Annotated in this window: 24 protein-coding genes; 14 read left to right on the forward strand and 10 right to left on the reverse strand. The window is 61.5% G+C overall.

The features are described from left to right. Nucleotides 1-93 precede the first annotated feature (93 nt). From bamA to lpxB, 6 genes are all read left to right on the forward strand, one after another. On the forward strand, nt 94-2,490 hold the full coding sequence (gene bamA / locus VXL81_RS04715; protein WP_340545447.1) for an outer membrane protein assembly factor BamA: 2,397 nt from the start codon (nt 94-96) through the stop codon (nt 2,488-2,490). Between the two features lie 5 nt (nt 2,491-2,495). Continuing rightward, nucleotides 2,496-3,146, forward strand: coding sequence for an OmpH family outer membrane protein (locus VXL81_RS04720; RefSeq protein WP_340545448.1), 651 nt, complete (start codon nt 2,496-2,498; stop codon nt 3,144-3,146). 137 nt (nt 3,147-3,283) lie between these two features. Continuing rightward, nucleotides 3,284-3,748 carry a 3-hydroxyacyl-ACP dehydratase FabZ gene (gene fabZ / locus VXL81_RS04725; protein WP_340545449.1) on the forward strand — a complete coding sequence of 155 codons (465 nt, stop codon included), beginning with the start codon at nt 3,284-3,286 and terminating at the stop codon, nt 3,746-3,748. 5 nt (nt 3,749-3,753) lie between these two features. Further along, entirely contained in the window at nt 3,754-4,539 is a 786-nt protein-coding gene (gene lpxA / locus VXL81_RS04730) for an acyl-ACP--UDP-N-acetylglucosamine O-acyltransferase (protein ID WP_340545450.1), read from the forward strand. Nucleotides 4,540-4,543: 4 nt separating this feature from the next. Continuing rightward, on the forward strand, nt 4,544-5,332 hold the full coding sequence (locus tag VXL81_RS04735) for an LpxI family protein (protein WP_340545451.1): 789 nt from the start codon (nt 4,544-4,546) through the stop codon (nt 5,330-5,332). Further along, nucleotides 5,329-6,510, forward strand: coding sequence for a lipid-A-disaccharide synthase (lpxB, locus tag VXL81_RS04740; RefSeq protein WP_416553141.1), 1,182 nt, complete (start codon nt 5,329-5,331; stop codon nt 6,508-6,510). The genes VXL81_RS04735 and lpxB overlap by 4 nt, the downstream gene beginning before the upstream one ends. A 269-nt stretch (nt 6,511-6,779) precedes the next feature. On the opposite strand, the gene mnmA is transcribed toward lpxB, so the two are convergent. After that, the gene (gene mnmA / locus VXL81_RS04745) at nt 6,780-7,925 is read right to left on the reverse strand and encodes a tRNA 2-thiouridine(34) synthase MnmA (RefSeq protein WP_340545453.1); all 1,146 of its coding nucleotides are present in this window, start codon (nt 7,923-7,925) and stop codon (nt 6,780-6,782) included. A 149-nt stretch (nt 7,926-8,074) separates the two neighbouring features. On the opposite strand from mnmA, the gene VXL81_RS04750 reads away from it, so the two are divergent. The 5 genes from VXL81_RS04750 (at nt 8,075) to VXL81_RS04770 (ending at nt 13,997) form a co-directional block, all read left to right on the forward strand. Beyond that, nucleotides 8,075-8,353 carry a DUF1153 domain-containing protein gene (locus tag VXL81_RS04750; protein WP_040104126.1) on the forward strand — a complete coding sequence of 93 codons (279 nt, stop codon included), beginning with the start codon at nt 8,075-8,077 and terminating at the stop codon, nt 8,351-8,353. A gap of 125 nt (nt 8,354-8,478) precedes the next feature. Then, nucleotides 8,479-9,198, forward strand: coding sequence for a response regulator transcription factor CtrA (gene ctrA / locus VXL81_RS04755; RefSeq protein ID WP_340545454.1), 720 nt, complete (start codon nt 8,479-8,481; stop codon nt 9,196-9,198). Between the two features lie 202 nt (nt 9,199-9,400). After that, complete coding sequence (gene ligA / locus VXL81_RS04760; protein ID WP_416553235.1) at nt 9,401-11,596, forward strand: NAD-dependent DNA ligase LigA; 2,196 nt, start codon at nt 9,401-9,403, stop codon at nt 11,594-11,596. Next, nucleotides 11,593-13,683: an ATP-dependent DNA helicase RecG gene (gene recG / locus VXL81_RS04765; RefSeq protein ID WP_416538698.1), complete on the forward strand. Its 2,091-nt coding sequence runs from the start codon at nt 11,593-11,595 to the stop codon at nt 13,681-13,683. Before ligA ends, recG begins: the two co-directional genes overlap by 4 nt. 191 nt (nt 13,684-13,874) lie before the next feature. Beyond that, nucleotides 13,875-13,997 (forward strand): hypothetical protein, encoded by a 123-nt coding sequence (locus VXL81_RS04770; protein WP_024097384.1) that lies wholly within the window; start codon nt 13,875-13,877, stop codon nt 13,995-13,997. A gap of 368 nt (nt 13,998-14,365) precedes the next feature. On the opposite strand, the gene VXL81_RS04775 is transcribed toward VXL81_RS04770, so the two are convergent. Beyond that, complete coding sequence (locus tag VXL81_RS04775) at nt 14,366-14,818, reverse strand: iron-sulfur cluster assembly scaffold protein (protein ID WP_416542336.1); 453 nt, start codon at nt 14,816-14,818, stop codon at nt 14,366-14,368. 59 nt (nt 14,819-14,877) lie between these two features. Here VXL81_RS04775 and hisI point away from each other — a divergent pair, with 59 nt between their 5' ends. After that, nucleotides 14,878-15,255, forward strand: a complete 378-nt coding sequence (gene hisI / locus VXL81_RS04780) for a phosphoribosyl-AMP cyclohydrolase (RefSeq protein ID WP_416553143.1) — start codon at nt 14,878-14,880, stop codon at nt 15,253-15,255. A gap of 56 nt (nt 15,256-15,311) precedes the next feature. Here the strand turns inward: hisI and gluQRS are convergent, their stop codons facing one another. From gluQRS to VXL81_RS04800, 4 genes are all read right to left on the reverse strand, one after another. Continuing rightward, a complete protein-coding gene (gluQRS, locus tag VXL81_RS04785) occupies nt 15,312-16,187 on the reverse strand; it encodes a tRNA glutamyl-Q(34) synthetase GluQRS (RefSeq protein ID WP_416542334.1) in 876 nt (291 codons plus the stop codon). After that, nucleotides 16,184-16,798 carry a class I SAM-dependent DNA methyltransferase gene (locus tag VXL81_RS04790; RefSeq protein ID WP_416536019.1) on the reverse strand — a complete coding sequence of 205 codons (615 nt, stop codon included), beginning with the start codon at nt 16,796-16,798 and terminating at the stop codon, nt 16,184-16,186. The genes gluQRS and VXL81_RS04790 overlap by 4 nt, the downstream gene beginning before the upstream one ends. Before the next feature lie 33 nt (nt 16,799-16,831). Beyond that, nucleotides 16,832-18,175 (reverse strand): methylenetetrahydrofolate--tRNA-(uracil(54)-C(5))-methyltransferase (FADH(2)-oxidizing) TrmFO, encoded by a 1,344-nt coding sequence (trmFO, locus tag VXL81_RS04795; RefSeq protein ID WP_416536016.1) that lies wholly within the window; start codon nt 18,173-18,175, stop codon nt 16,832-16,834. 365 nt (nt 18,176-18,540) lie between these two features. After that, the gene (locus VXL81_RS04800) at nt 18,541-19,329 is read right to left on the reverse strand and encodes an enoyl-CoA hydratase (RefSeq protein WP_340545461.1); all 789 of its coding nucleotides are present in this window, start codon (nt 19,327-19,329) and stop codon (nt 18,541-18,543) included. A gap of 128 nt (nt 19,330-19,457) precedes the next feature. On the opposite strand from VXL81_RS04800, the gene VXL81_RS04805 reads away from it, so the two are divergent. Next, nucleotides 19,458-19,880: a PaaI family thioesterase gene (locus tag VXL81_RS04805; protein ID WP_416538703.1), complete on the forward strand. Its 423-nt coding sequence runs from the start codon at nt 19,458-19,460 to the stop codon at nt 19,878-19,880. Between the two features lie 3 nt (nt 19,881-19,883). On the opposite strand, the gene asd is transcribed toward VXL81_RS04805, so the two are convergent. The 4 genes from asd to VXL81_RS04825 all read right to left on the reverse strand — a co-directional run bounded on the left by asd (nt 19,884) and on the right by VXL81_RS04825 (nt 22,778). Beyond that, complete coding sequence (gene asd, locus VXL81_RS04810) at nt 19,884-20,774, reverse strand: archaetidylserine decarboxylase (protein WP_416553145.1); 891 nt, start codon at nt 20,772-20,774, stop codon at nt 19,884-19,886. A 185-nt stretch (nt 20,775-20,959) separates the two neighbouring features. After that, on the reverse strand, nt 20,960-21,814 hold the full coding sequence (speE, locus tag VXL81_RS04815; RefSeq protein ID WP_416542331.1) for a polyamine aminopropyltransferase: 855 nt from the start codon (nt 21,812-21,814) through the stop codon (nt 20,960-20,962). Further along, nucleotides 21,811-22,332: an adenosylmethionine decarboxylase gene (gene speD / locus VXL81_RS04820; RefSeq protein WP_340545465.1), complete on the reverse strand. Its 522-nt coding sequence runs from the start codon at nt 22,330-22,332 to the stop codon at nt 21,811-21,813. The genes speE and speD overlap by 4 nt, the downstream gene beginning before the upstream one ends. A gap of 212 nt (nt 22,333-22,544) precedes the next feature. Beyond that, complete coding sequence (locus VXL81_RS04825; protein WP_416540228.1) at nt 22,545-22,778, reverse strand: DUF1127 domain-containing protein; 234 nt, start codon at nt 22,776-22,778, stop codon at nt 22,545-22,547. A gap of 91 nt (nt 22,779-22,869) precedes the next feature. On the opposite strand from VXL81_RS04825, the gene VXL81_RS04830 reads away from it, so the two are divergent. After that, nucleotides 22,870-24,285, forward strand: a complete 1,416-nt coding sequence (locus VXL81_RS04830; protein ID WP_416536012.1) for a PLP-dependent aminotransferase family protein — start codon at nt 22,870-22,872, stop codon at nt 24,283-24,285. The last annotated feature ends 59 nt before the right edge of the window (nt 24,286-24,344 follow it).

The raw sequence follows: 24,344 nt of genomic DNA on the forward strand, positions 1-24,344 counted from the left end.
GGGGTCCTCCCGCGCGCCTTTTTGTTGTTTTTGACAAGCGCTGATAAACCCGATACGCACGGATTAAGCTGTAAAAAAATCGGGTTTTGACTGATGGTTCGGGGGAAGCACACAGGTAGATCCTGTGGGGGGCGCAAATTAGGTGCCCATATTTTGTATAGAAACGCATCTGCTGTAGCGCTGGCTGTTGCCTTGGGATTTGTCCTGACGCCAGAGTTCGCAGTGGCGCAGAGTTATAGTTTCACAAACGTTCAGGTCGAGGGCAATCAACGCATCCAGACCTCAACAATTGTGGCCTATACCGGCATTGAGCGGGGCAAATCGGTGAGCGCCGGGCAGCTCAACGATGCCTATCAGCGCATTCTGGACAGCGGCGTATTCGAAAGCGTCGAGATTGTTCCGCAGGGCAATACGCTGGTGATCAAGGTCACCGAATTTCCGACCATCAACAAGATCAGCTTTGAAGGCAACCGCCGCATCAAGGACGATGCCATGGCCGAGCTGATCGAATCGGCGCCGCGCCGGGTGTTCAACCCCACGGTCGCCGAGCGTGACGCCTCCAATCTGGCCGAAGCCTATGGTGCACAGGGACGTCTGGCCACAACCGTGACACCGCGCATCATCCGGCGCAGCGACAACCGTGTCGATCTGGTGTTCGAAATCTCCGAAGGTGACACCATCGAGGTCGAGCGCGTGTCCTTCATCGGCAACCGCGTCTATTCCGATCGGCGTCTGCGCCGCGTGCTGGAGACCAAACAGGCCGGTCTGCTGCGCACCTTCATCCGCGCCGATACGCTGATCGAGGACCGTCTGGAATTCGACAAGCAGGTGCTGCGCGATTTCTACCTGTCGCGCGGCTATGTTGACGTGCGTATCAACAGCACCAATGCCGAGGTGACCGAAGAACGCGACGCCGCCTTCCTGGTGGTGGATATCAGCGAGGGCCAGAAGTTCGAGTTTGGCGAAATCTCGGTCACCAGCGAGATGTCGGAAGCTGACGCCGATGAGTTCCGCAAGGTTCTGAGGGTCCGCCCCGGGGTAACCTATTCGCCGAGCGTGGTTGAAAATGCCATCCGGCGTCTGGAAACATATGCGATCCGCAAGGGGATTGATTTCCTGAGGGCCGAGCCGCGGATCAGCCGCAATGATCGCGAGCTGACGCTGGACGTGGATTTTGTGCTGACCCGTGGTCCGCGCGTGTTTGTTGAGCGGATCGACATCGAAGGCAACACAACCACGCTGGACCGGGTGATCCGTCAGCAGTTCCGCACCGTCGAGGGCGACCCGTTCAATCCGCGCGAAATCCGCGAAAGCGCTGAACGCATCCGTGCGCTGGGGTTCTTTGAAACCGCCGAGGTGGACGTGCGCGAAGGCAGCAGCGCCGGTGAGGTGGTTGTCGATGTGGACGTCGAGGAAAAGCCAACGGGTGCACTGAGCCTTGGTGGTGCCTACTCGGTCAACGACGGCTTCGGTCTCAGCATCGGCCTGTCGGAGAACAACTTCCTTGGTCGGGGGCAGCGCCTGTCGTTCAACATCTCGACCGCTCAGGACGCCGAGGAATACACGCTTGGCTTCACCGAGCCCTATCTTCTGGGGCGCGACCTGCGTCTCGATCTGGATCTGGGTCTGTCTGAGACGGATTCCAGCTTTGCGCTTTACGACACCAAACGTGCGTTCTTCTCGCCCGCGCTGACCTTCCAAACCTCGGAAAACAGCAGCCTTCAGATCCGGTACACCTGGGATGAGGATGAGATGATCACCCGTGGCGATGATTCCGCCGGGATCCCGCTGGCCGGTCCTGTGGTTCGTAGCGAGATCAACCAGGGTGCGATCAACGCCAGCTCCATCGGCTTTACCTATACTGTTGACAGCCGCCTGAACGGACTGGATCCGAATTCGGGCTATCTGTTCCAGGTTGGGGCCGATTATGCCGGGCTTGGCGGGGATTCCGAATATCTGCGCACCACCGCAAAGATCATCGCCCAGCGTCGTGTCTTCAATGAAGAGGTGACATTGCGGGCAACGATCGAGGCAGGCGCCTTTGCTTGGCAGGGGGATGGCTTCAGCCGCTCCATTGATCGGTTTGTCCTGTCGCCCAATATCCTGCGTGGTTTTGAACCGGGTGGTATCGGTCCACGGGACCAGTCGCCCAATGGCGCAGGCGGGACCTATAACGACTTCCTCGGCGGCAACTATTACGCGGCGGCCCGCTTTGATGCGGAATTCCCGCTGGGCCTGCCAGAAGAGATCGGCCTGCGTGGCGGTCTGTTCTATGATGTGGGCAACCTCTGGGGTCTGAACAATGCCGATACCGGCGCGGCGGGCGGCAATATTGTCGGGCGCGGCGGGTCGTACCGTCATGTGGTCGGCTTCTCGCTGTTGTGGACAACCGGATTTGGCCCTTTGCGGTTCAATTTCTCCAAGGCGCTGAAGAAAGAAGACTTCGACCAGGAACAGAGCTTTGATTTGACGTTGCAGGCGCGGTTCTGATCGCAATGACACGAGCTGTGGACACACGGCACACGGGGGCGCTGGCGGAGATGCTGGCGCCTTTTGTGCGCGGGCTTGCGATGCTGCCGCTGCTGGTGCTGCCTGCGATGGCGCAGGAGACGGCATTGCCGGGGGCGGGCTTTGCCTTTGGCGAGACATTGCAGCTGGGCGCACCGCAGACCGGGCTGCTGACCATCCAGTCCGAGCGGCTCTATGCCGAGAGCGCCTTTGGTCAGCGTGTTTCCCAGGAACTGGATGCCGAGGGTGCGGTCCTGACGGCCGAAAACCGCCGGATCGAGGCGGAGCTGCGCGCAGAGGAACTTGAGCTGACCGAGCGCCGCAGCAGCATGGATCCTGCGGCGTTTCGCGCGCTGGCCGATGCTTTTGACAAAAAGGTGCAGGAAACCCGTCGTCAACAGGATCAGAAACTGCGCGATATCAACCAGATCGGCGAAGATGCGCGGCGTGATTTCTTCACCGCTTCGCTGCCTGTGCTGCAACAGATCATGCTGGAAGCCGGGGCTGGAGCCATTCTGGAACACGCCAGCGTGTTTCTGAGCGCAGATGCCGCGGATGTCACGGATCTGGCGATTGCGCGGGTGAACGAAGTGCTCGGCGACGGGCGTGAGAGCCTGCCCGAGGCCACCGGCGAATAGGCTTACCGCGCCCGGCTGGTGATTGCCTCAGGCGGAGGCAGGGCGCCGACCGTGCAGCCATCGCCGGGTCTGCCGCTTGCCGAAGCTGTGGGCAGTTGCTAGGACATACCTAACATTCAGAAAACGGGGAAACCGCAATGACAACCGAGCTGAAAAGCGCCGACATTCACCTGATCCAGCGGATCCTGCCGCATCGCTATCCGTTTCTGCTGGTCGACAAGGTGGTCGAGATCGACGGCTATTCCTCGGCCTGCGGGATCAAGAACGTCACCATGAACGAGCCGCATTTCCAGGGCCATTTCCCGGGCACGCCGATTATGCCGGGCGTCACCATCGTCGAGGCGATGGCACAGACTGCGGGCGTGATGCTGGGCGTAGGTATGGATATGATCGACACCGAGCTGCTGATCTATTTCATGAACATCGACAAATGCAAATTCCGCCGCAAGGTGATCCCCGGTGATGTGCTGGAGATGCGGGTGGAGACCACAAGGGGCAAGCCCGGTGGCAAGATCTTCAAGTTCAAGGGTGTTGCAACCGTCAATGGTGAGACTGCGGCGGAGGCCGAGTTCTCGGCCATGATCGACGTGCAGAAGGATTGACACAGATGACCCGGATCCATCCCAGCGCGGTGGTCGAAGAAGGGGCGAAGATTGGCGCCGATTGCGTCATTGGCCCGTTCTGCCTGATTGGCCCTGAGGTCGTGCTCGGCGACCGGGTTGAGCTGAAATCCCATGTGGTCGTCACCGGAGATACCGAGATCGGAGAGGATACCACGGTGTTCTCCTTTGCCGTGCTGGGCGAGATTCCGCAGGATCTGAAGTTCAAGGGCGAGCGCTGCAAGACCGTGATCGGCAAGCGCAACCGCATCCGAGAGCATGTGACGGTGAATGCCGGCACCGAAGGCGGCGGCGGGATCACGCGGATCGGTGATGACGGCTTGTTTATGGCCGGCTGCCACATCGCCCATGATGCGCAGATCGGAGATCGTGTGATCGTGGTGAATTCCGCTGCGGTTGCGGGCCACTGCGTGCTGGAAGATGACGTCATCATCGGCGGCCTGTCCGGCATTCACCAATGGGTGCGCATCGGTCACGGCGCCATTGTCGGCGCGGTCACCATGGTGACCAATGATGTGATTCCCTACGGGCTGGTGCAGGCGCCGCGCGGTGAGCTGGACGGGCTGAACCTTGTCGGCCTGAAACGCCGGGGCGTGCAGCGTGCGGATATCACCGCGCTGCGGGCGGCCTTTCAGATGCTGGCCCAGGGCGAGGGCACGTTTCAGGAGCGCGCGCGCCGTCTTGGCGCAGAGAGCGACAGCGAATACGTGCAGGAAATCGTTGATTTCATTACCGGCGAGAGTGACCGCTCTTTCCTGACGCCGGGAGGCTGAGACCATGCTGGCATTGATTGCAGGGCAGGGCGCACTGCCTGCCGAACTGGCCGCGCGCCTGTCCGACCGGCCACTGGTCTGTGCCATGCGCGGCTCCGAGCCCGATCACATTGAGCCGGAGCTGACCTTTCGCCTGGAACAGCTCGGCAGCTTTATCGCGCGCCTGTCGGCCAGCGGCGTGCGCGAGATCTGCCTGGCGGGCGCAGTGCGCCGCCCGGCCATTGATCCATCGCAGATTGATGCCGAGACCATGCCGCTGGTTCCGATTCTGCAGGGGGCGATTGCCGCAGGTGACGACGGGGCATTGCGCGCCATCATCGGCCTTTTTGAGCAGGCGGGCATGTGCGTGCGCGCCGCCCATGAGGTAGCACCGGATCTGGTGATGGCTGAGGGCATCCCGACCGAGGTGCAGCCCGGCGAATTGGACCGGCGCGATGCAGAACGCGGCGCAGAGGTTGTCGAGGCCATGTGCCGCGCCGATGTCGGCCAGTCCTGCGCGGTGCGGCGCGGACAGGCGATTGCGGTCGAGAACCTCTTTGGCACCGACTGGATGCTGACGGCGTTGCAGAACCGGCCTGACGGCACCGGAGGTCTGCTGTTCAAGGCGCCCAAACCCGGACAGGACCGCCGCGCGGATCTGCCCACGATTGGCGTGCAGACGGTTGAGCTGGCGGCCAAGGCTGGGCTGTCGGGGATCGTGCTGGAGGCAGGCGGTGTTATCGTGCTCGATCAGGATGAGGTGGTGGCCACCTGCAATCGGCTCGGGCTGTTTCTCTGGCTGCGCAGCGCATGAGCCTACGGGTGTTCATCCTCGCAGGCGAGCCTTCTGGGGACCGCCTTGGCGGTGCGCTGATGGCAGGTCTGCGACAGCTCTGCCCGGATATCATCTTTGAGGGGATTGGCGGCGCGCTGATGGCTGAACAAGGCCTAAAGTCGCGCTTCGATATGTCGGAACTGTCGGTCATGGGGCTGGCCGAGGTGCTGCCGAAATACCGTCAGCTGAAGCGCCGCATTCGCGAAACCGCAGAGGCGGTTCTGGACATGAAGCCGGATGTGATGATCACCATCGACAGCCCGGATTTCTCCCTACGGGTCGCCGCATTGGTGAAAGAAGCCAGCAGTATTCGCACGGTACATTATGTGGCGCCATCGGTCTGGGCCTGGCGCCCCAAGCGGGCCGAAAAAATGGCCCGGGTCATCGATCATGTGCTGGCGCTGCTGCCGTTTGAGCCGCCCTATATGGAAGCGGCTGGCATGGAGTGCGATTTCGTTGGCCACCCCGTTGTGGGGGAGCCACAGGCCACGGCGGAGGAGATTGCCGCCTTTCGCAGCCAGTACCAGCTGGAGGAGGCGCCCTGCATTCTGGCGCTGCCGGGATCGCGGCGCTCTGAGGTGATACGTCTGGCGCCGGTATTCGGTGCAGCCCTGAAACAGTTTCAGGACAGCCACCCGGAGTATCGGATCGTGGTGCCGGCCGCAGCTCCGGTTGCCGATCTGGTGCGCAGCCATCTTGCGGAATGGTCGGATACCGCGGTGGTGATCGACCCCAATACGCTGGACGGTGAGGTGGCCAAGGCGCATAAACGCGCGGCTTTTGCGGCGGCGGATCTGGCGCTTGCGGCTTCTGGTACGGTCTCGCTGGAGCTGGCGGCGGCGCGCACCCCAATGGTGATCGCCTATAAGTTTCAGTGGCTCACCTGGCATATCATGCGGCGCATGGCGTTGATTGACACCGTCACGCTGGTCAATCTGGTCAGCGATACACGCGTGGTGCCGGAATGCCTCGGCCCTGAGTGTACGCCGGAGGCTATCGCCAAGGCGCTGATCAAGGTCAAGGCGGCGCCTACCGCGCAATCCTCTGCCATGGCCATCACGATGGAGCGGCTGGGCGAGGGGGGCGAAGACCCCGGTCTTCGCGCGGCCCGCGCAGTGTTGGATCGTTTGTCTGCGCAGACCTCCGCGGTCTCCTGAAGCCTGCCGGATGCAGAGTCTCCTGCAGGTGGCCTCTCGTAGCGCGGGCGCTGTGCACCCGCGCGGTGCGCGCCGCAATGCGGGTGACTGAGCATGTGCCGTTGGGCGTAGTGTGGTGATGGATTTTGTTATGCTGAGATGCGCCTAAGGGCAGGTCTGCCCTCAGGCGCTATCTCGATTTTGGGTTTGGGGAGGGTCTGTCAAGGACAAGCCGGGTCCCGCGCGGAGGCTGCGCCTTCCCTGACAGACGCACCGTGTTACTGGCCGTGTCAGTAGCCGCGCCAGATCCAGCCGCCGCCAAAGATACGGCTGCCCTCCTCAGCGTAGAACACGCAGGCCTGTCCGGGAGAAATACCCTCTTCCGGGGTCAGCAGTTCGACCTCGGCTTCGGTCTCCGAGATCGGACGGATCACCGCATCGCGCGGGGGCCGGGTCGAGCGGACCTTGACCTTCAGATGCCATTCGTCGCGGCTGGTGAAAGGCTCATCGCCGAGCCAGTTGATTTCCCGCACCGGGATGGTGCGGGTGGCCAGCAAGTCCTTGGGCCCAACGACCACCTGTTTCTTGTCCACATCCAGTTTCACCACATAAAGCGGTTCGCTCAGCCCGCCGATGCCGAGGCCGCGACGCTGGCCGATGGTGTAGTGGATGACACCGTTGTGACGGCCGAGCACCCGGCCATCGGCATGAACGATGTCCCCCGGCTCCGCCGCGCCGGGGCGCAGTTTCTCGATCACGCTGGCATAATCACCATTGGGAACAAAGCAGATGTCCTGGCTATCGGGTTTATCGGCCACCGCCAGACCATATTGTGCCGCCATCTCGCGGGTGGCGTCCTTTGACGGCAGATGTCCCAGCGGGAATCGCAGATAGTCCAGCTGCTCGGGGGTGGTGGAGAACAGGAAATAGCTCTGGTCGCGGTTGGCATCCTCGGCCGAATGCAGCTCCGGCCCGTTTGGCCCATCCTTGCGCTGGATATAGTGGCCGGTGGCCATGCAGTCGGCTTCCAGATCGCGGGCGGTTTCCAGCAGATCCTTGAACTTGACCCGTTCGTTGCAGCGGATACAGGGTACCGGGGTTGCGCCAGCCAGATAGCTGTCGGCGAACTCATCGATCACCGCATCCTTAAAAATGTTCTCATAATCCAGCACGTAATGCGGAAAGCCGCGCTCCTCGGCGACTCGGCGCGCATCATGGATATCGATCCCCGCACAGCAGGCGCCTTTCTTTGCAAGCGCCGCACCATGGTCGTAGAGCTGTAGCGTCACGCCCACAACATCATAGCCTTCATCGGCCAAATGTGCAGCAACAACAGAGCTGTCGACGCCACCCGACATGGCGACAACCACCCGCGTCTCCGACGGTGGTTTGGCAAAGCCAAGCGAATTCAGTTGGGGATTGGCATCCTGCGCCATCAGGCGACTCCTCGGATATGTGGGAAAGACACCGCAGAATATAGGAAAATCCTAATGATCCTCAAGGGGGCAGGTTCACCCCTCCTTAAGGCGTTTGCGCGAAATGTGGGGACGGACCAATTTCTATGCTCCACACGAAGGAAGAAAAGATGTTCTTGAAGAAAGTCGATGGCCCGCGCGCTGTGACCCTGCCGGATGGCACGGTGATGACGCGCGCGGATCTGCCGCCAAAGACCACGCGGCGCTGGGTGGCCTCACGCAAGGCGGCGGTTGTGCGCGGAGTCCTCTACGGCTTGATCCCGCAAAGCGAGGCATTGCGCAGATACAGCCTCTCCGAAGAGGAGTTTCGCAGCTGGGTTTCCGCTGTTGCGGACTTTGGCGAGGACGCCCTGAAAGCCACCCGTCTCAAAGACTATCGTAAATCCTGACGCAAAAAAATCATTCAGACTTGAGGTGAACGCGCAAATTAACCATCATGGTAACGGGCCATTAACTTTTTTCCACCAAGGTTAATTCGACCTGAGGGAAACAGTGTACAGGCGGAGAAAATAATATGCGCATTCTTCTTGTTGAGGATGATCCAACAACGGCGAAGAGCATTGAGTTGATGCTGACTCATGCCAACCTCAACGTTTATTCGACCGATCTCGGCGAAGAGGGGATCGATCTTGCTAAACTCTATGATTACGATCTGATCCTGCTGGATCTTAACCTACCCGATATGAACGGCCACGAGGTGCTGCGGCAGCTGCGCATGGCCCGTATCGAGACGCCCATTCTGATCCTGTCCGGTGCAGATGACACCGAAAACAAGATCAAGGGCTTTGGCTTTGGCGCCGATGATTATCTGACCAAACCCTTCCATCGCGAGGAACTGGTGGCCCGTATTCACGCCATCATCCGCCGCTCCAAGGGGCATTCGCAGTCGATTATCAACACCGGCAAGATTTCGGTCAATCTGGATGCCAAGACGGTGGAAGTTGCAGGCAAGGCCGTGCATCTCACCGGCAAGGAATACCAGATGCTGGAGCTGCTGAGCCTGCGCAAGGGCACCACATTGACCAAGGAGATGTTCCTGAACCATCTCTATGGCGGCATGGATGAGCCCGAGCTGAAGATTATCGACGTCTTTATCTGCAAGCTGCGCAAGAAGCTGAGCACGGCGACAGGTGGCGATAACTACATCGAAACAGTCTGGGGCCGCGGCTATGTGCTGCGCGATCCGCAGGACGATCAGCTGACTGGTGGTCACCGGATGGCTGTTGGCGCCTGATCCGGCGCGACCTTCATCTCACCCGGTTCCCGAACGATCCCGCTACGGCGGGATTTTTCACGTCTGTCACCTGCGCTGTGGCTGGACGCGATGGCGTCACCGTCCTATCACCTAGCTAAGATAAAGCGAGGCGACAGACGTGACACAGTCAGGCAACAGCGATTTGAACGGTTTGACCAAGGATCAGGCGCGCCGCGAATTTATGGCGTTGCAGGAGCAGTTGCGCGCCGCCGATCTTGCCTATCATCAGGCCGACGATCCCGAGATCAGCGATGCGGAATATGACGCTAAGAAACGCCGCTACCGCGCGCTGGCGGAGCAATTTCCCGATCTGGCTGAGATCGCAACCGAGCTGGAGACGGTTGGTGCGCCAATAGCCTCCGGCTTTGGCAAGATCACCCATGCACAGCGGATGATGTCGCTGGGCAACGCCTTTGACGACGAGGACGTGCGCGATTTCGACAAAGGTCTGCGCAAATATCTCGGCCTCGGCGCCGAGGACCCGCTGGCCTATATGGCGGAGCCGAAGATCGACGGGCTGTCGCTGTCGCTGCGCTATGAAGCGGGTAGGCTGATCCATGCGGCCACCCGTGGCGACGGGGCGGTGGGGGAGAATGTCACCGAAAACGCCCTGACCATTGCCGATATTCCGCAGCGGATCGACGATGCTCCGGCGGTACTTGAGGTGCGCGGCGAGGTCTACATGAGCCATGCGGATTTTACGGCGCTGAATGATCGGCACGCCGCACAGGGTGGCAAAACCTTCGCCAATCCGCGCAATGCGGCGGCGGGATCCCTGCGGCAGCTGAACGCTGAAATCACCCGGTCGCGGCCGCTGCGCTTTTTTGCCTACAGCTGGGGCGAGCTGTCGGAGCCGCTCGCCGATACGCAGTTTTCAGCGCTTGAACGCCTGAAGGGCATGGGCTTTCAGACCAACCCGTTGACCAAATATTGCAAGGGCACCACCGAGCTGATTGAGCATTATCGCCTGATCGAGGAACAGCGTGCGACGCTTGGCTACGATATCGACGGCGTGGTTTACAAAGTGGATGCGCTGGCCTTGCAGGACCGTCTCGGCTTCCGCTCAACCACCCCGCGATGGGCGATTGCGCATAAATTTCCGGCTGAACTGGCCTGGACGCGGCTGGAGGGCATCGACATTCAGGTTGGACGGACCGGCGCACTCAGCCCGGTGGCGCGGTTGCAGCCGGTGACGGTGGGCGGCGTTGTTGTCTCCAATGCGACGCTGCACAATGAGGATTATATCGCCGGGCTGGATTCCAAGGGTGAAGAGATCCGCGACGGCAAGGATATCCGGGTCGGCGACTGGGTTCAGGTCTACCGCGCCGGGGATGTGATCCCGAAGATTGCCGATGTTGATCTGTCCAAACGTCCCGAGAGCGCGGTTGCCTTCGCCTTTCCGACCGTTTGCCCGGAATGTGGCAGCCCGGCCGTGCGTGAGGAGGGCGACGCGGTGCGACGCTGTACCGGCGGCTTGATCTGTCCGGCACAAGCGGTTGAGAAGCTGAAGCATTTTGTCTCGCGCAAGGCTTTCGATATCGAAGGTCTGGGCGCCAAGCAGATCGAAGCCTTTTACAGTGACGCGGGTCTGGCGATCAAAACGCCGGCCGATATCTTTACCCTTCAGGCGCGGGATGCGCAGAATCTGGCCAAGTTGAAAAACCGCGATGGCTGGGGCGAGACCTCTGCCGCCAACCTCTTCGCCGCGATTGACGAGAAGCGCAACATCGCGCTGGCTCGGCTGATCTTTGGTCTTGGCATTCGTCACGTGGGCGAGGTCGGGGCGCGCGATCTGGCGCTCCATTATGCGGATTGGGACGCGATGGCGGCGGCTGTTGATCTGGCCCGCCCGGCCGCCTTGGCGCAGCGCGCAGCGGATGGGGCCGAGGAGGCCGAGCGGGTTGCAGCAGCCCAGCAGGGCCGTCGCGCCCGCATCAAGGAAGCGCGAGACCGGGCCATTGCGGCGCTGAACGTGCCTGCGGAGGCCGCCGCGGCATGGGAGGATCTGATCGGGATCGACGGCATTGGCGCAACGCTGGGTCTGTCGCTTTCCGATGCTTTTGCCAATAGCGATGAGCGGGCGGCCTTCGACGCCTTGCGCGGCCATTTGACGATCATTCCGCCCGAAGCTCCGAAGAACGACAGCCCGGTCACCGGCCTGACGGTGGTCTTTACCGGGACGCTGGAGAAAATGACCCGCGCCGAAGCTAAGGCACGCGCCGAAGCCCTGGGGGCGAAGGTGGCCGGCTCGGTGTCGAAAAAGACGGATATTCTGGTCGCAGGTCCCGGTGCGGGGTCAAAGGAGCAGAAGGCTCGCGATCTTGGCGTGCGGATCCTCGACGAAGACGGCTGGCTGGAGCTGATTGCGGGCGCATGAGCGGCAGACCAGAGATCCTCTTCCCACTGTTTGCCGGGTTGGAAACGCTTCAGGGTATCGGCCCGAAGACGGCGCAGCATTTTGCGCAGATTGATATAGAAACGCCGCGTGACATGTTGTTTTCGCTGCCTTATTCGGTGGTGGATCGACGGCGGCGCGATAGCATTCGCGGGCTTGATTTTCCCACAGTTGCAACGGTTGAGGTGACCATCGGCGCGCATCGGCCGGCGCGGAACAAGGGGGGCGCCTACCGGATCCAGGTGAGCGACGCCGAGGAGGAATTCCAGCTGGTATTTTTCCACGGTCGCAGCCGCTATCTGGAGGCCCAGCTGCCGGAGGGGGCGCGGCGGGTGGTGTCGGGCAAACTGGAACTGTTTGATGGCATGGCGCAGATGGTGCACCCTGACCATATGCTGCCGCTGGCAGAGGCTGCCGAGATCCCCGATTTTGAGCCGGTCTATCACCTGACCCATGGTGTGTCGCAGAAAACCATGTTCAAGGCGGCGCAAAGCGCGCTATCGCGCTTGCCGGAGCTCGCCGAATGGGCAGATCCCTCGCAGATCACCAAGGAATCCTGGCCAAGCTGGCAGCAGGCGCTGCGTGCTGCGCATAACCCCGATGGGCCGGATGCGCTGGCGGCAGAGGCACCCGGTCGGACACGTCTTGCCTATGATGAGCTGTTTGCCCATCAGCTGACACTGGCGCTGGCGCGGCTGCGGGATCGGACCTTGCCGGGGCGCAGCAGCCTGGCCAGCGGGGCGTTGCAATCGCGGGTGCTTGCGGCCTTGCCCTATCGGCCGACCAATGCGCAGGCCCGCGCAATTGCGGAGATCACCGCCGATATGGCGGCTGGTGCGCGGATGAACCGTCTGTTGCAGGGCGATGTCGGCGCTGGCAAAACTCTTGTTGCTTTCATGGCTTTGCTGGTCGCAGTTGAAGCAGGCGGGCAGGGTGTCATGATGGCGCCGACAGAAATTCTGGCCCGTCAGCATCTGGAGGCGCTGCGCCCGCTGGCGGAAACCGCAGGCGTGGTTCTGGAAATCCTGACAGGCCGCGACAAGGGCCGGGAGCGGGCCGCAAAATGCGCGGCGCTGGCGCGGGGGGACATTCATATTCTGGTCGGCACCCATGCGGTGTTTCAGCCGGATGTGGTGTTTCGGGATCTGCGGCTGGCGATTGTCGACGAACAGCATCGGTTTGGCGTGCGTCAGCGCATGGAGCTGGCGGAAAAGGGCAAAGGCGCGGATGTGCTGGTGATGACCGCAACACCGATTCCGCGGTCGCTGGCGCTGACGCAATATGGCGATATGGAAGTTTCGGTACTGGATGAAAAACCGCCCGGTCGCAAACCGGTCAAGACTGCGGTTATCAGCACCGAGCGGATGCAGGAGGTGGTCAGCCATCTGCGCGGCGCCATCGAAGCCGGGCGGCAATGCTACTGGGTCTGTCCGCTGGTTGAGGAATCCGAGGTGATGGATCTGACCGCCGCCGAGGAGCGGTTCAAACATCTGCGGGCGACGCTGGGAGAGGGCGTGGTCGGGCTGGTTCACGGACAGATGCCCCCGGCGGAGAAAGACGCGGCGATGGCTGCCTTTCAGGCTGGAGAGACCAAGGTTCTGGTGGCCACGACGGTGATCGAGGTCGGAGTCAATGTGCCCAACGCGTCGATCATGGTGATCGAGCGGGCCGAGATATTCGGCCTTGCACAGCTGCACCAGCTGCGCGGCCGCGTCGGGCGCGGGGATGCGGCTTCGACCTGTCTGCTGCTCTATCAGGCGCCGCTCAGCAAGGGCGGCCAGAAACGGTTGGAGATCCTGCGCGAGACCGAGGATGGTTTTCGCATTGCCGAAACCGATCTTGAGATGCGCGGTGCGGGCGATGTCATCGGCACCGCACAATCGGGGCTGCCGCGATTCCGCATCGCCGATCTGGACCGTCAGGCCGGGTTGATGGCTGTTGCACAAAGCGACGCGCGGGCCCTGCTGGCCAGCGATCCCGATCTGTCCAGCCCGCGCGGACAGGCGGCGCGGGTTCTTCTGTGGCTAATGAAACAGGATCAGGCGATCCGTTTGATTTCCGTCGGTTAGCACGTCTTCCTGAGCTGAAACCTTCATCAGCGGCGGTCCTTATGATCGGGACGCTGCTTTGTGTTTTTGCGCCGTGTTCTCATGTGTTCGCAAATGTTCTCATAAAGTTCTTTACAGCTGCGTTTGAATATGAGAACAAATAGGCAACAACACGCCAGAGAGCGAGCGCAAGACAGACAGGAGGATGCACCATGATGACCCAAATCAAGACGACTGTTCAGAATGCCCAATCGACACTGTTGCAAGACGCGATTGGCGCGGCGGCACTGGTTGTGATGCTGGTCGCGGGGTTGCACCTGCCGGGTCTGCTGTGATGACGCCGGGCGACCAGCCTTGAGTTTTTGAGATTTCCTGATCGCACTCTTTATGCCGGACGGGGCCGCCTGTCCCAAGCCTGCCCGGTTTGCCTGCCGGTCTGGCCGACCTGCCTCAGGTCAACAGGCCCCGTTCGGGTCCCGCATGAGAGAGCATACTACCGCCGCCACCTGTCAGGTGTGCGGCGGTTTTTTCATATGGCCCTATTAGAAGGGTTGTTCTGGCTGCCGTCACGGGCGCTGGTGAGGCAAGCATATCAATCGGCGGCTGAGATGGCGGCCTTGGATCATGACTGCGGATCTGCCTTATTGGCGTGCGCGACTGATCCAACATGTTGAACTTGTAACGCTGGATCGGCAGGCGGCCATCAGGCGCAGCTCTGTTCCTGATGGGTCTGCATAGCCTCATAGGTGGCATCGAGCGCCAGCATGATCGAGGCGTGGCGGTTCTTGAACTCGCGGGCGGGGATCAGGACTTCAAACCCGTCAAACGGCGCCTCCGGAACCGGGCCATCTTCGGTCAGCATGGCCTTCAGCTGCTGGCGGGCCCGCTCAACCTCGGGCAGGGTGCGACCCAGGATGACCTCGCCGACAACCGCCGCCGAGGCCTGGCCAAGCGCACAGGCTTTGACGTCCTGACCAAATCCGACAATCGCGCCATCCTCGATCCGAAGATCGACGGTCACGGTCGAGCCGCACAGGGGCGAGCGTTTTTTAACCGTAACATCCGGGGCGTCGAGACGATCCAGATGCGGGATATCGGCGGCCAGGGCCAGGATCCGTGCGGAGTAGAGTTTTATCAGATCAGTCTCGCCGGACATCGGATACCTCGGGCTTTCCCTTACGTGCTGTTCCCAATACATAGGGAGCCAGTCTCCAGATGCAAAAGGTTTTTGTCATGTCGTTTGATCCTCTTAGCCTAAAGTACAATGAGGCCGGGTTGATCCCCTGCATCGCGCAGCAGGCGGGCAGCGGCGAGGTCCTGATGATGGCCTGGATGAATGCCGATGCGGTGAGACAGACGCTGGACAGTGGCCGGGTCACCTATTGGTCGCGGTCGCGGCAGGCATTCTGGGTCAAGGGCGAAAGCTCGGGACATATGCAGGAACTGGTCGATCTGCGCGTGGATTGCGATCGCGATTGCCTGCTGGCGGTGGTGCGTCAGACCGGGCCTGCCTGCCACACCAACCGGCGCAGCTGTTTTTATACTGCCCTTCGCGATGGCGATGAGGTCGAGCTGATGGCGCCGATGGTCTGACAGCAACCGGCTGAGGGGACGGCCCGGTGCGGGCCGTGCCTCCGGCGGGGATATTTCTAGCCAGAAGATGTCTGTTCGGGCACCGCAGCGCAGCCGACCATGGCGCGGATCTGCGACGGGCTGACGCCTTCGGCGCGGTATTTGGCGAGGGCACGGGCATCGTCGCGCTTGGCAAGTCGCTTGCCCTGATCGTCACGGATCAGCCCGTGGTGGTGGTAGATGGGTGTCGGCAGGCCGAGCAGTGCCTGGAGCAGCACGTGGATCTGCGTAGCCTCGAACAGATCCTCTCCACGCACGACATGGGTGATCTGCTGATCGGCATCATCGACCACTACGGAGAGGTGGTAGGCGCTGCCCATGCCGCGGCGGACGAGGATAATATCGCCGACCGCGGTGAGCAGCTGATCGGGGTTCAGCCGGTGCCGGCCCTGATGGGATAGGCCGGTTTCCGAGAAGCTGCGCAGGCTGGCCGCATCCAGCGCTTTTGCCATGTTGAGCCGTATCACGTCCTGCGGCGCGGCGTCGGCCATTGCGCGGCTGCGGCAGCTGCCCGGATAGATGCGCCCGTCGGGGCCGAATTGCGGTACGCCTTCTTGCGGCGCGCCTGCGGCGGCCTCGATATCGGCGCGGTTGCAGCGGCAGGGATAGGTGAGTCCCATTGCCGCAAGCTGATCCAGCGCGGCGCGATAGCGTGGCAGCCGTTCGGACTGGCGCATCACCGGTTGCGGCCAGCGGAGGCCGAGCCAATGCAGGTCGTCATAGATCTGCGCCTCCCAGCTGGGCCGGGAGCGGGATTGGTCGATATCTTCGATGCGCAGCAGGAAAATGCCCTCCGCTGCCCGCGCCATATCATGTGCCAGAAGCGCCGAATAGGCGTGGCCGAGGTGCAGCGGTCCAGTTGGGGATGGCGCAAATCGGGTTGCGAATGTCACGCTTTCTCAATCACATAAACGGTGGACTTCAGGTTGATTCCGGGCAGGTGGTCACCGTGTTCCCGAAACAGCAGCCGTGCCGCCGAACAATCCAGCCATTCGTTGAGCTTGCCGGTATAGGCGGGATCCTCCAGTGCGTGATCATTGTAGGAAAAGGCAAAGAGGCCGCCGCGCGGCAGGGCGTGCAGGATGCTGTCGAAGACCGCAGGCGGAGCGGCACCGGTGCCCAGAACGCCACAGCCGGTGATCAGACGATAGGCGCCCTTGGGGATCGGCTGGCGGTCGGCGGCGTCGATCTGCGTCAGTTGGCGGTAGGCGTCTTTGGCACGGGCCTGCTCCAGCATCCGGGCGGAGGGCTCCATCCCGTCGACGGTTTCAAACCCCTGGAGGCGCAGTGCCAGACCTGACAGGCCGGTGCCGCAGCCAAAATCCAGAACGGGTTCGCTCATATCCGATTGGAATTTCGCCAGCGCCAGGGCAATCCGTCCCGGCGTCGCGTAACCGTTTTCGGCGATTTCGGCATCGTAGGAAGCGGCCCATTGGTCGTAATGCGCCAGGGTCGCTTCCGGTGTTTCCAGGTCATAGGATTTGTCGAGGAACTTTTTGCTCATGACGACAGTTTATGCCTTCGCCGCCCGAAGCGTCTAGGAAAAGTTGCCAAGCCAGTCCTGCCACGCGGCTTTGGCCCGGTCGGTATAGGCCTTGTAGCGGTCCTTGCGGCCACGGCGGCCGCCTTTGAGACCATCGACCGGGCGGAACAGGCCGAAGTTCACATTCATCGGCTGGAAGGTCTTGGCCTCGGCGCCGCCGGTGATGTGATGGATCAGGGCGCCCATGGCGCTGTCCTGCGGCACCTCTGGCAGCTCCTGGCCCAGGATCTCGGCAGCGGCCATACGGCCGGCCAGCAGGCCCATGGCGGCGCTTTCCACATAGCCTTCGACCCCGGTGATCTGGCCGGCAAACCGCAGGTGCGGTTTTGATTTCAGCCGCATCTGCGCGTCGAGCAGGGTGGGGGAGTTCAGGAATGTGTTGCGATGGATGCCGCCGAGGCGGGCAAAGCTGGCGTTTTCCAGCCCCGGGATCATCCGCAGCACTTCTGTCTGGGCGCCGTATTTCATCTTGGTCTGGAAGCCGACGATGTTGAACAGCGTTCCCAGCGCATTGTCGCGCCGCAGCTGGACCACCGCGTGCGCCTTGACCTCCGGCTGGTGCGGGTTGGTCAGCCCCACCGGTTTCATCGGGCCATGGCGCAGGGTTTCACGGCCGCGTTCGGCCATCACCTCGATCGGCAGGCAGCCATCAAAATAGCCTGCGGTCTCACCCTCGTGGAATTCGGTCTTGTCGGCGGCCAGCAGCGCGTCGATGAACGCTTCATACTGATCCTTGTCCATCGGACAGTTGAGGTAGGCGGTGCGCTCTTCTTCGGTCTCACCTTTGTCGTAGCGCGACTGCATCCAGGCCTGCGACATGTCGATGCTGTCGGCGTAGATGATCGGGGCGATGGCGTCGAAGAAGGCCAGCGCCTCGGCGCCGGTCTCACGTTGAATGGCCTTGCCGAGTTCAGGCGAAGTCAGCGGGCCGGTGGCAAAGATCCAGTGGCCATCGGCGGGCAGCTCGGTGATTTCCTCATAGGAGACAGTGACATTTGGCAGCGCTTTCAGCCGGGCCGTCACGGTTTCGGCAAAGGGCTCGCGGTCCACCGCCAATGCGCCACCGGCGGGCAGGCGGTGTTGTTCGGCGGTGGACATGATCAGCCCGTTGGCTGCGCGCATCTCCCAATGTAGGAGGCCCACGGCGTTCTGCTCGTCATCGTCTGAGCGGAAAGAGTTGGAGCAGACCATCTCGCCCAGATTGCCGGTCTGATGGGCAAAGGTTTCCACCTTTGGGCGCATTTCGTGGATCACCACCTCTACGCCCATATGTGCGGCCTGCCATGCGGCCTCTGAGCCGGCCATGCCGCCGCCCACGATATGCAATGTTTTTGTCATGCCCGCCACATAGGGCAGCTGGGGCCGTCACGCAATATTGCGCGGTGCGGCTTGTGCAGATCGGCACGAAAAACTGGTGCTTTTGGGCCAAGCGAGCCTGTTGCAAGCAGTGGAAATGTCGACTGGTCTGAGCGGGAGGGGTATTGGGGTCGCTGGGGAACTGTCTGGCCGGGGGAGAGACCCGGTGGAGGGACGGTCCGCATCAGCGACCCTAATTGTGCTGGGGTTCGTGACCATGTCTCACCAACCCTGCCCAATCTTTGCCATGATCTTGCCTTGTTTGAAAGACCTGACATGGAAACAATAAATCACCAATCGTAAACAAAGACTAAAATTTTCGATGTCTTTTAGATTTTTTGAGCAGATCAGCGATTTTTCCAGTCCGGGTCGCGTTTTTCCAGAAAGGCATCAATGCCTTCGACGGTATCCCGCAGCATCAGGTTTTCGACCATGACGGCGCCGGTGTGGGCATAGGCATCGGCCGTGGGCAGCTGAAGCTGGTCGTAAAACGCGCGTTTGCCGATCTTGACGGCGGCGCCGAGTTTGCTTGCCACGGTTTGGGCGAGGGCATTTGTGGTCTCGGTCAGATCCTCAGCTGCGGCGATGCGGTTGATCAGCCCCAGTTCCTCGGCGCGGGTGGCGTCAATGAAATCGCCGGTGGTCAGCATTTCAAAGGCATGTTTGCGCGAGATATTCCGGGTCAGCGCCACCATGGGAGTGGAGCAGAACAGGCCGATATTGACGCCATTGACGCCAAACCGTGTGCCCTCGGCGGCGACGGCCATATCGCAGGAGGCCACCAGCTGGCAGCCGGCTGCGGTGGCAATACCGTGGACTTGTGCGATTACCGGCTGCGGGATCTGTTGCAGCCCCAGCATCACCTCGGTGCAGCGGGCAAAGAGATCGGCGAAATAGGCCTGTCCGCCATCCTCGGCCTGCCGCCCGGCTGTCATTTCACGCAGATCATGGCCCGCGCAGAACGCCTTGCCCCGTCCGGCGAGGATGACGACGCGGGTTTCGTCGTCGTCGCGCAGGCTGTCGATCTGCCCCTGAAGTGCGGCCAGCATCCCGTCCGACAGCGCATTCAGCCGCTCGGGCGCGTTGAGATGGAGCGTGGCGATGCCGTTGCTGTCGTGACGTTCCAAAATTGTCATCTTGTGTCCCTCCCCGGATTAAGGCCAACGTTAGAACATGTTGCACTTAGGGGGGAACCGGTATTGCGCCGCCACCCCATGCGACATCGGCTCGCAGGGAACCGGCAACAGTGAGGGAGAGAGACAGCATGGGCTTGGCGTTTGATGCCGCAGGGTTGGGAGCTTATCTGCATGAGGTGTTTGCAGAGGTGGCCAATGATTTTGTGATTGACCGGCTGGATGAGGACGGGATCACGATGCGGCTTCTGGTGGATGAGCGTCACCTGCGCCCCGGTGGGACCGTTTCAGGACCGTCGATGTTTGGTCTGGCCGATGTCACCATCTATGCGCTGGTGCTGTCGCGGCTGGGGCGCAAGGCGCTGGCGGTGACCACCAATGCCTCGTTCGACTTCATGCGCAAACCGGCAGGCGGCACGCCCTTGATTGCCGAAGGCAAGCTGCTGAAACTGGGACGCCAGCTGGCGGTGGGCGATGTGCTGTTATTCTCCGAAGGGGATCCGCGTCCGGTGGCCCGCTCCACCATGACCTATGCCATCCCGCCAGACCGGTAGGACCTAGCGCGCAGTGGCCAGCGGCTGGCCAACTTTCACCAGGGTTTCGCGCCCCCTGGCGCTATTGGTGACCAGATCGTCACTGAACTGCACGCGGCCCGGTTCAAACACCACCACAACGGTGGAACCGCCGAATTTGAAATAGCCCTTTTCGTCCATCTTCTGCACCGCGCCCGAGGTGCGGGTGTTGACGATGGAGCCAACGCCAAAGGCGCCGACCTCGACAAAGGCGTAGCTGCCAATGGTGTCTGTGTCGATCAGGGTCCAGCTGCGTTTGTTCTCGCCAAAGACATCCGGACCTGCGCCAAGCGCGATGGGGTTCACCGAATGCAGCGCGCCTGCAAGGTCCTGCGCGCCGGCAATGCGACCGGCGGCGGGGAAGTGGTAGCGGTGGTAATCCGCAGGGCAGAGCCGGACGATGGCCAGCGCGCCCCCGATAAACCGATCCGCAATTCCGGGCAGCATCGTCCGTACCGACATCGGATGCCCCTTTACGGGGACAAAGACATCCTCCGCCAGCTCGGGAAAGACCAGCGCCCGACCATCGGCGGGGCTGACGATTTCGCTGGGATCGTCGCTGTAGGGGCGTGCCTCCGGCCTCAGGTGGCGGGCAAAGAAGGCGTTGAAAGTTGCATAGTTTTCCGTCGGTTCCGTCGCCTCGCTCATGTCGATGGCAAGATCGTCGACCACGGTCTGGATCTTCCCTCTGGAGAGGGACGAATCAAACCATGCTCCCATCAGGCGGCTGATCAGGGCGGAGCGGAACAACAGTTTTTCCACCGGTTTTGCGCTGGCGTTCTGATAGGCCCAGCGGATCCATTTTTCACCCAGAACGACCTCTTCAAAGGTGTCTCCGGTGTCGCGGTCAACAACTAGGATAGGGTCGCGCTGCATGGGGCCTGCCAGATTTTGTTTCGCTCCCGCCGCGCCTAGCAAGAAGCAGCAGTCACGCCAAGGGGGATTTGGAGCGCAAGGCGACGGGCAGGCCGCCACGGCCCAAAGGTCCGGTGTCCGTGCGACGTGATTTTTTGCCAGGAGAGCAACGAAAAAGGGGGCCGAAGCCCCCTGATGCCTGCCCCTTACGGGAACAGCTTCTTCACATAGTTCGGCAAGGCGAATGCGGCCTTGTGAACCTCCGGGTTGTAATAGCCGGTGTCGATCCCCGCGGCGGCAAAACGTGCCTCCAGATCCGCAAGGCTCACGCTGCGCGCCTTGTCCGAATGGCTGCCCCAGCCGAACGCCATCGGGCCACCCGCATAGGTCGGCACGGTGGCCAGATAGCAGGAGGCATCCGCAAACAGCGCCTGAAACGCCCGCAGGGTGCCGGTCAGCTCATCGCCCTGCATGAAGGGCACGCCATTCTGCGTCACGATGATGCCATCCTCAGTCAGCGAACGGGCTGCGTGGCCATAGAAAGTATCGGTGAACAGTACCTCGCCGGGGCCGATCGGATCGGTGGAATCGACGATGATCACATCGAATTTCTCGGTGTTCTCTTTCATGAAGAGCGCACCATCGTTGATCACCAGATTGAGGCGGGCATCATCAAAGGCGCCATCGCTCAGCATCGGCAGGTATTCTTTGGAGAATTCCACCACACCGCCGTCGATTTCCACCATGGTGACATGCTCGACCGATGCGTGGCGCAGCGCTTCGCGCGCCATGCCGCCATCGCCGCCACCGATGATCAGCACCCGTTTTGCATTGCCATGGGCCAGAATCGGCACGTGGGTCAGCATCTCGTGGTAGATGAAGTTATCGCCTTCGGTGGTCTGCACCACGTCGTCCAGCGTCAGAACGCGGCCAAACTGGCCGTTCTGAAACACCTTCAGACGCTGGTGCTCGGTATTGCTGTCATAGAGCATCTCATCGACGCGCAAACGCTGGGCGTAATGGGCGTGCAGGCCTTCGGTGATCCAGGTGTGATCACTCATGCCGCCACTTCCTTGGTCAGGATGCCCTTTGCCAGGAACTCCTCGCCGCGCAGCAGTTCACGCACCGCAACCGTCGGCGTGTCGAAGGCTTCTTTCAGCACGTCAACCGCTTTCCACGGCTCGGCATCGCCGCACATGAAGACGTCAAAGGCGCCATAGCCGATCTCGGGCCAGGTGTGGACGGAGATATGGCTTTCGGCCAGAACGGCCACGCCGGAGACGCCTTGCGGCGAGAATTTATGCGTATGGATGTGCAGCAGTGTCGCGCCGCAGACCTCGACACATTTGCGGAAGGCGTTCTGAATGCGGGTTTCGCAATCCAGACCGCTGCCGTTCATGACCTCGATAATGAGATGGGTTCCGGCAAATACCTTTCCATCCCGACGGATGAAATGGTCTTCGCGATCCGAATCCACAAGTGAGTTTACGATCGCAGTGGTTGCACTGCGGGCGGTATCTTCCTCTTGGGCGCCTGTCTCCAGACCGATCCCCAGTTGGAAGAGGTTGGCGTCCGTCATGACACTCCCCTTCGTTCCAGTAGATGACAATCCAGCCGGCCCTTAGCGCCCCCCCGGATAAGAGTCCGGGGTTGGGATCGGTACCGAAAGTGAGGGGGCATCTATTGTGGGGGCGGGATTCGATCAAGGGGTTTTTTGTAAAATGAACACCATCGTGCCATAAAAAAGACCGGGGCAAGCCCCGGTCATCAGGTGGTTCCGTTGCCCGGGGATCATGGGCGCCAGAACGGAAGAGTCGCTTGATACTCGGCGTCTTCGCGGGTCAGCCCAACATCTTTGAGCAGTTCCGGCGGCAGTTGACGCAATGCCTGTCGCGTGCGCTGACGCACGGTCCATTTGGTGACCAGAACCGCAAAGGAGACCGCGATCTCAGCCAGCACCGGCAGGGTGGGGCGGCTGGAAAGATAGATCATGTCGGGCGAAGAGGGTGTTGCGTTCTGTGTCATGGCAGTTTCCTATTGTATTGATACAATCCTGTGTTTATATCACAATCAATGGGTACAATTTGCGCGACGTCTTGTCCAAGAAAGGATTGTAATGGGTACAATTTGGCCAAACGAGCTGCCGGCTGATCTTTCCGGGCGATCCGGGCCGAAATATCAACGGGTGGCTGATACCATCCGGGCGGCGGTTGAAGATGGCACACTTTGTATCGGTACAAAGCTGCCGCCGGTGCGGGAGCTGGCCTATCAGCTGAAGATCACCCCCGGCACGGTGGCGCGGGCCTATTCGCTCCTGACCGATGACGGGCTGTTGCAGGCGGAGGTCGGGCGCGGGACTTTTGTGGCGGAACCGGAAACCAAGGTGCTGGATGATGTCTGGTCGCGGCAGCTGCATCTGCTGGAGGCCAGTAATCCCGGCCACGTCAGCCTGTTCAGTCCCCGCCTCGCGGATGTTGGTCAGGTTGCGGCATTGCGCGAGGCGATGGTGAAAGTGTCCCAGGGCGATCCGCTGCAATTCCTGAACTACCCCACACGCGATGCCTATGAACCGGTACGCGAGGTGGTTGCCGATTGGCTCTCGGATGAGCTGCTGGGCAATGTGCATCAGAATGACGTCGTGCTGACCCACGGCGGGCAGAACGGCATCCTGACGGTGCTGCAAACCGTGCTTGAGGGGCCGCAGCCGACGATTCTGGTCGAAGATCTCTCATATGCTGGGTTTCGGCGCGCCGCAGAGCTGGCACGCGCCCGCGTTGTGGGGGTGGCGATGGATGACAAGGGCATCCTGCCGGATTCACTGGAACTCGCCATTCGCAAGACAGGCGCTACCGTTCTATGCACCAGCCCGGAGGTGCATAATCCGACCGGGCTTTATACGCCGCTGGAGCGTCGCAAGGAGATTGTCGAGATCGCCCGGCGCCACGAGGTCCAGATCATAGAAGATGACTGCTACCGGATGGGGGAGGCGCGTGCGCCAAGCTACCGCGTGCTTGCTCCTGAGCTGGGTTGGCATGTCACCTCATTTTCCAAGACGATAACACCGGCGCTGCGCGTGGGGTTCGCACTCGCCCCCAAGGGGCGTGGCGCCGATCTGCGGCGCACGGCGGAATACAGTTATTTCGGAATCGCACAGCCACTGGCGGAGCTGACCCGTATCCTGCTGTCCGACCCCCGCACGCCGCAGCTGGTGCGCGATGTCCGCAAGGAGATGGCCAAATACGTCCGCATTGCCGTCAACGCTCTGGGCAGTTTTGAACTTGTCTGGTCGGACAGCGTGCCCTTCCTGTGGTTAAGGCTACCATCGGGCTGGCGTTCAGCCGCGTTCACACGCGCGGCAGAGGCGCAGGGGGTTCAGATCCGCTCGGCCGATGAATTCGCCCTGCGCGACGGCCGCGCGCCCAATGCGGTGCGGATCGCGGTGAACGGCCACGTCACGCCCAAACGGTTTGAGGAGGCAATGCTGCGGTTGCGCGCACTGCTCGACAACCCACCGGAGCAGATCAGCGTCTGAACTGTTGCCCGGCTCGGGGCGGGCTGTTTTGCAAAGGAAAAGGGGACCTGAACACTCAG

Source organism: Phaeobacter sp. JH204B (assembly GCF_048055755.1).
GTDB classification, from domain to species: Bacteria; Pseudomonadota; Alphaproteobacteria; order Rhodobacterales; family Rhodobacteraceae; genus Phaeobacter; species Phaeobacter bryozoorum.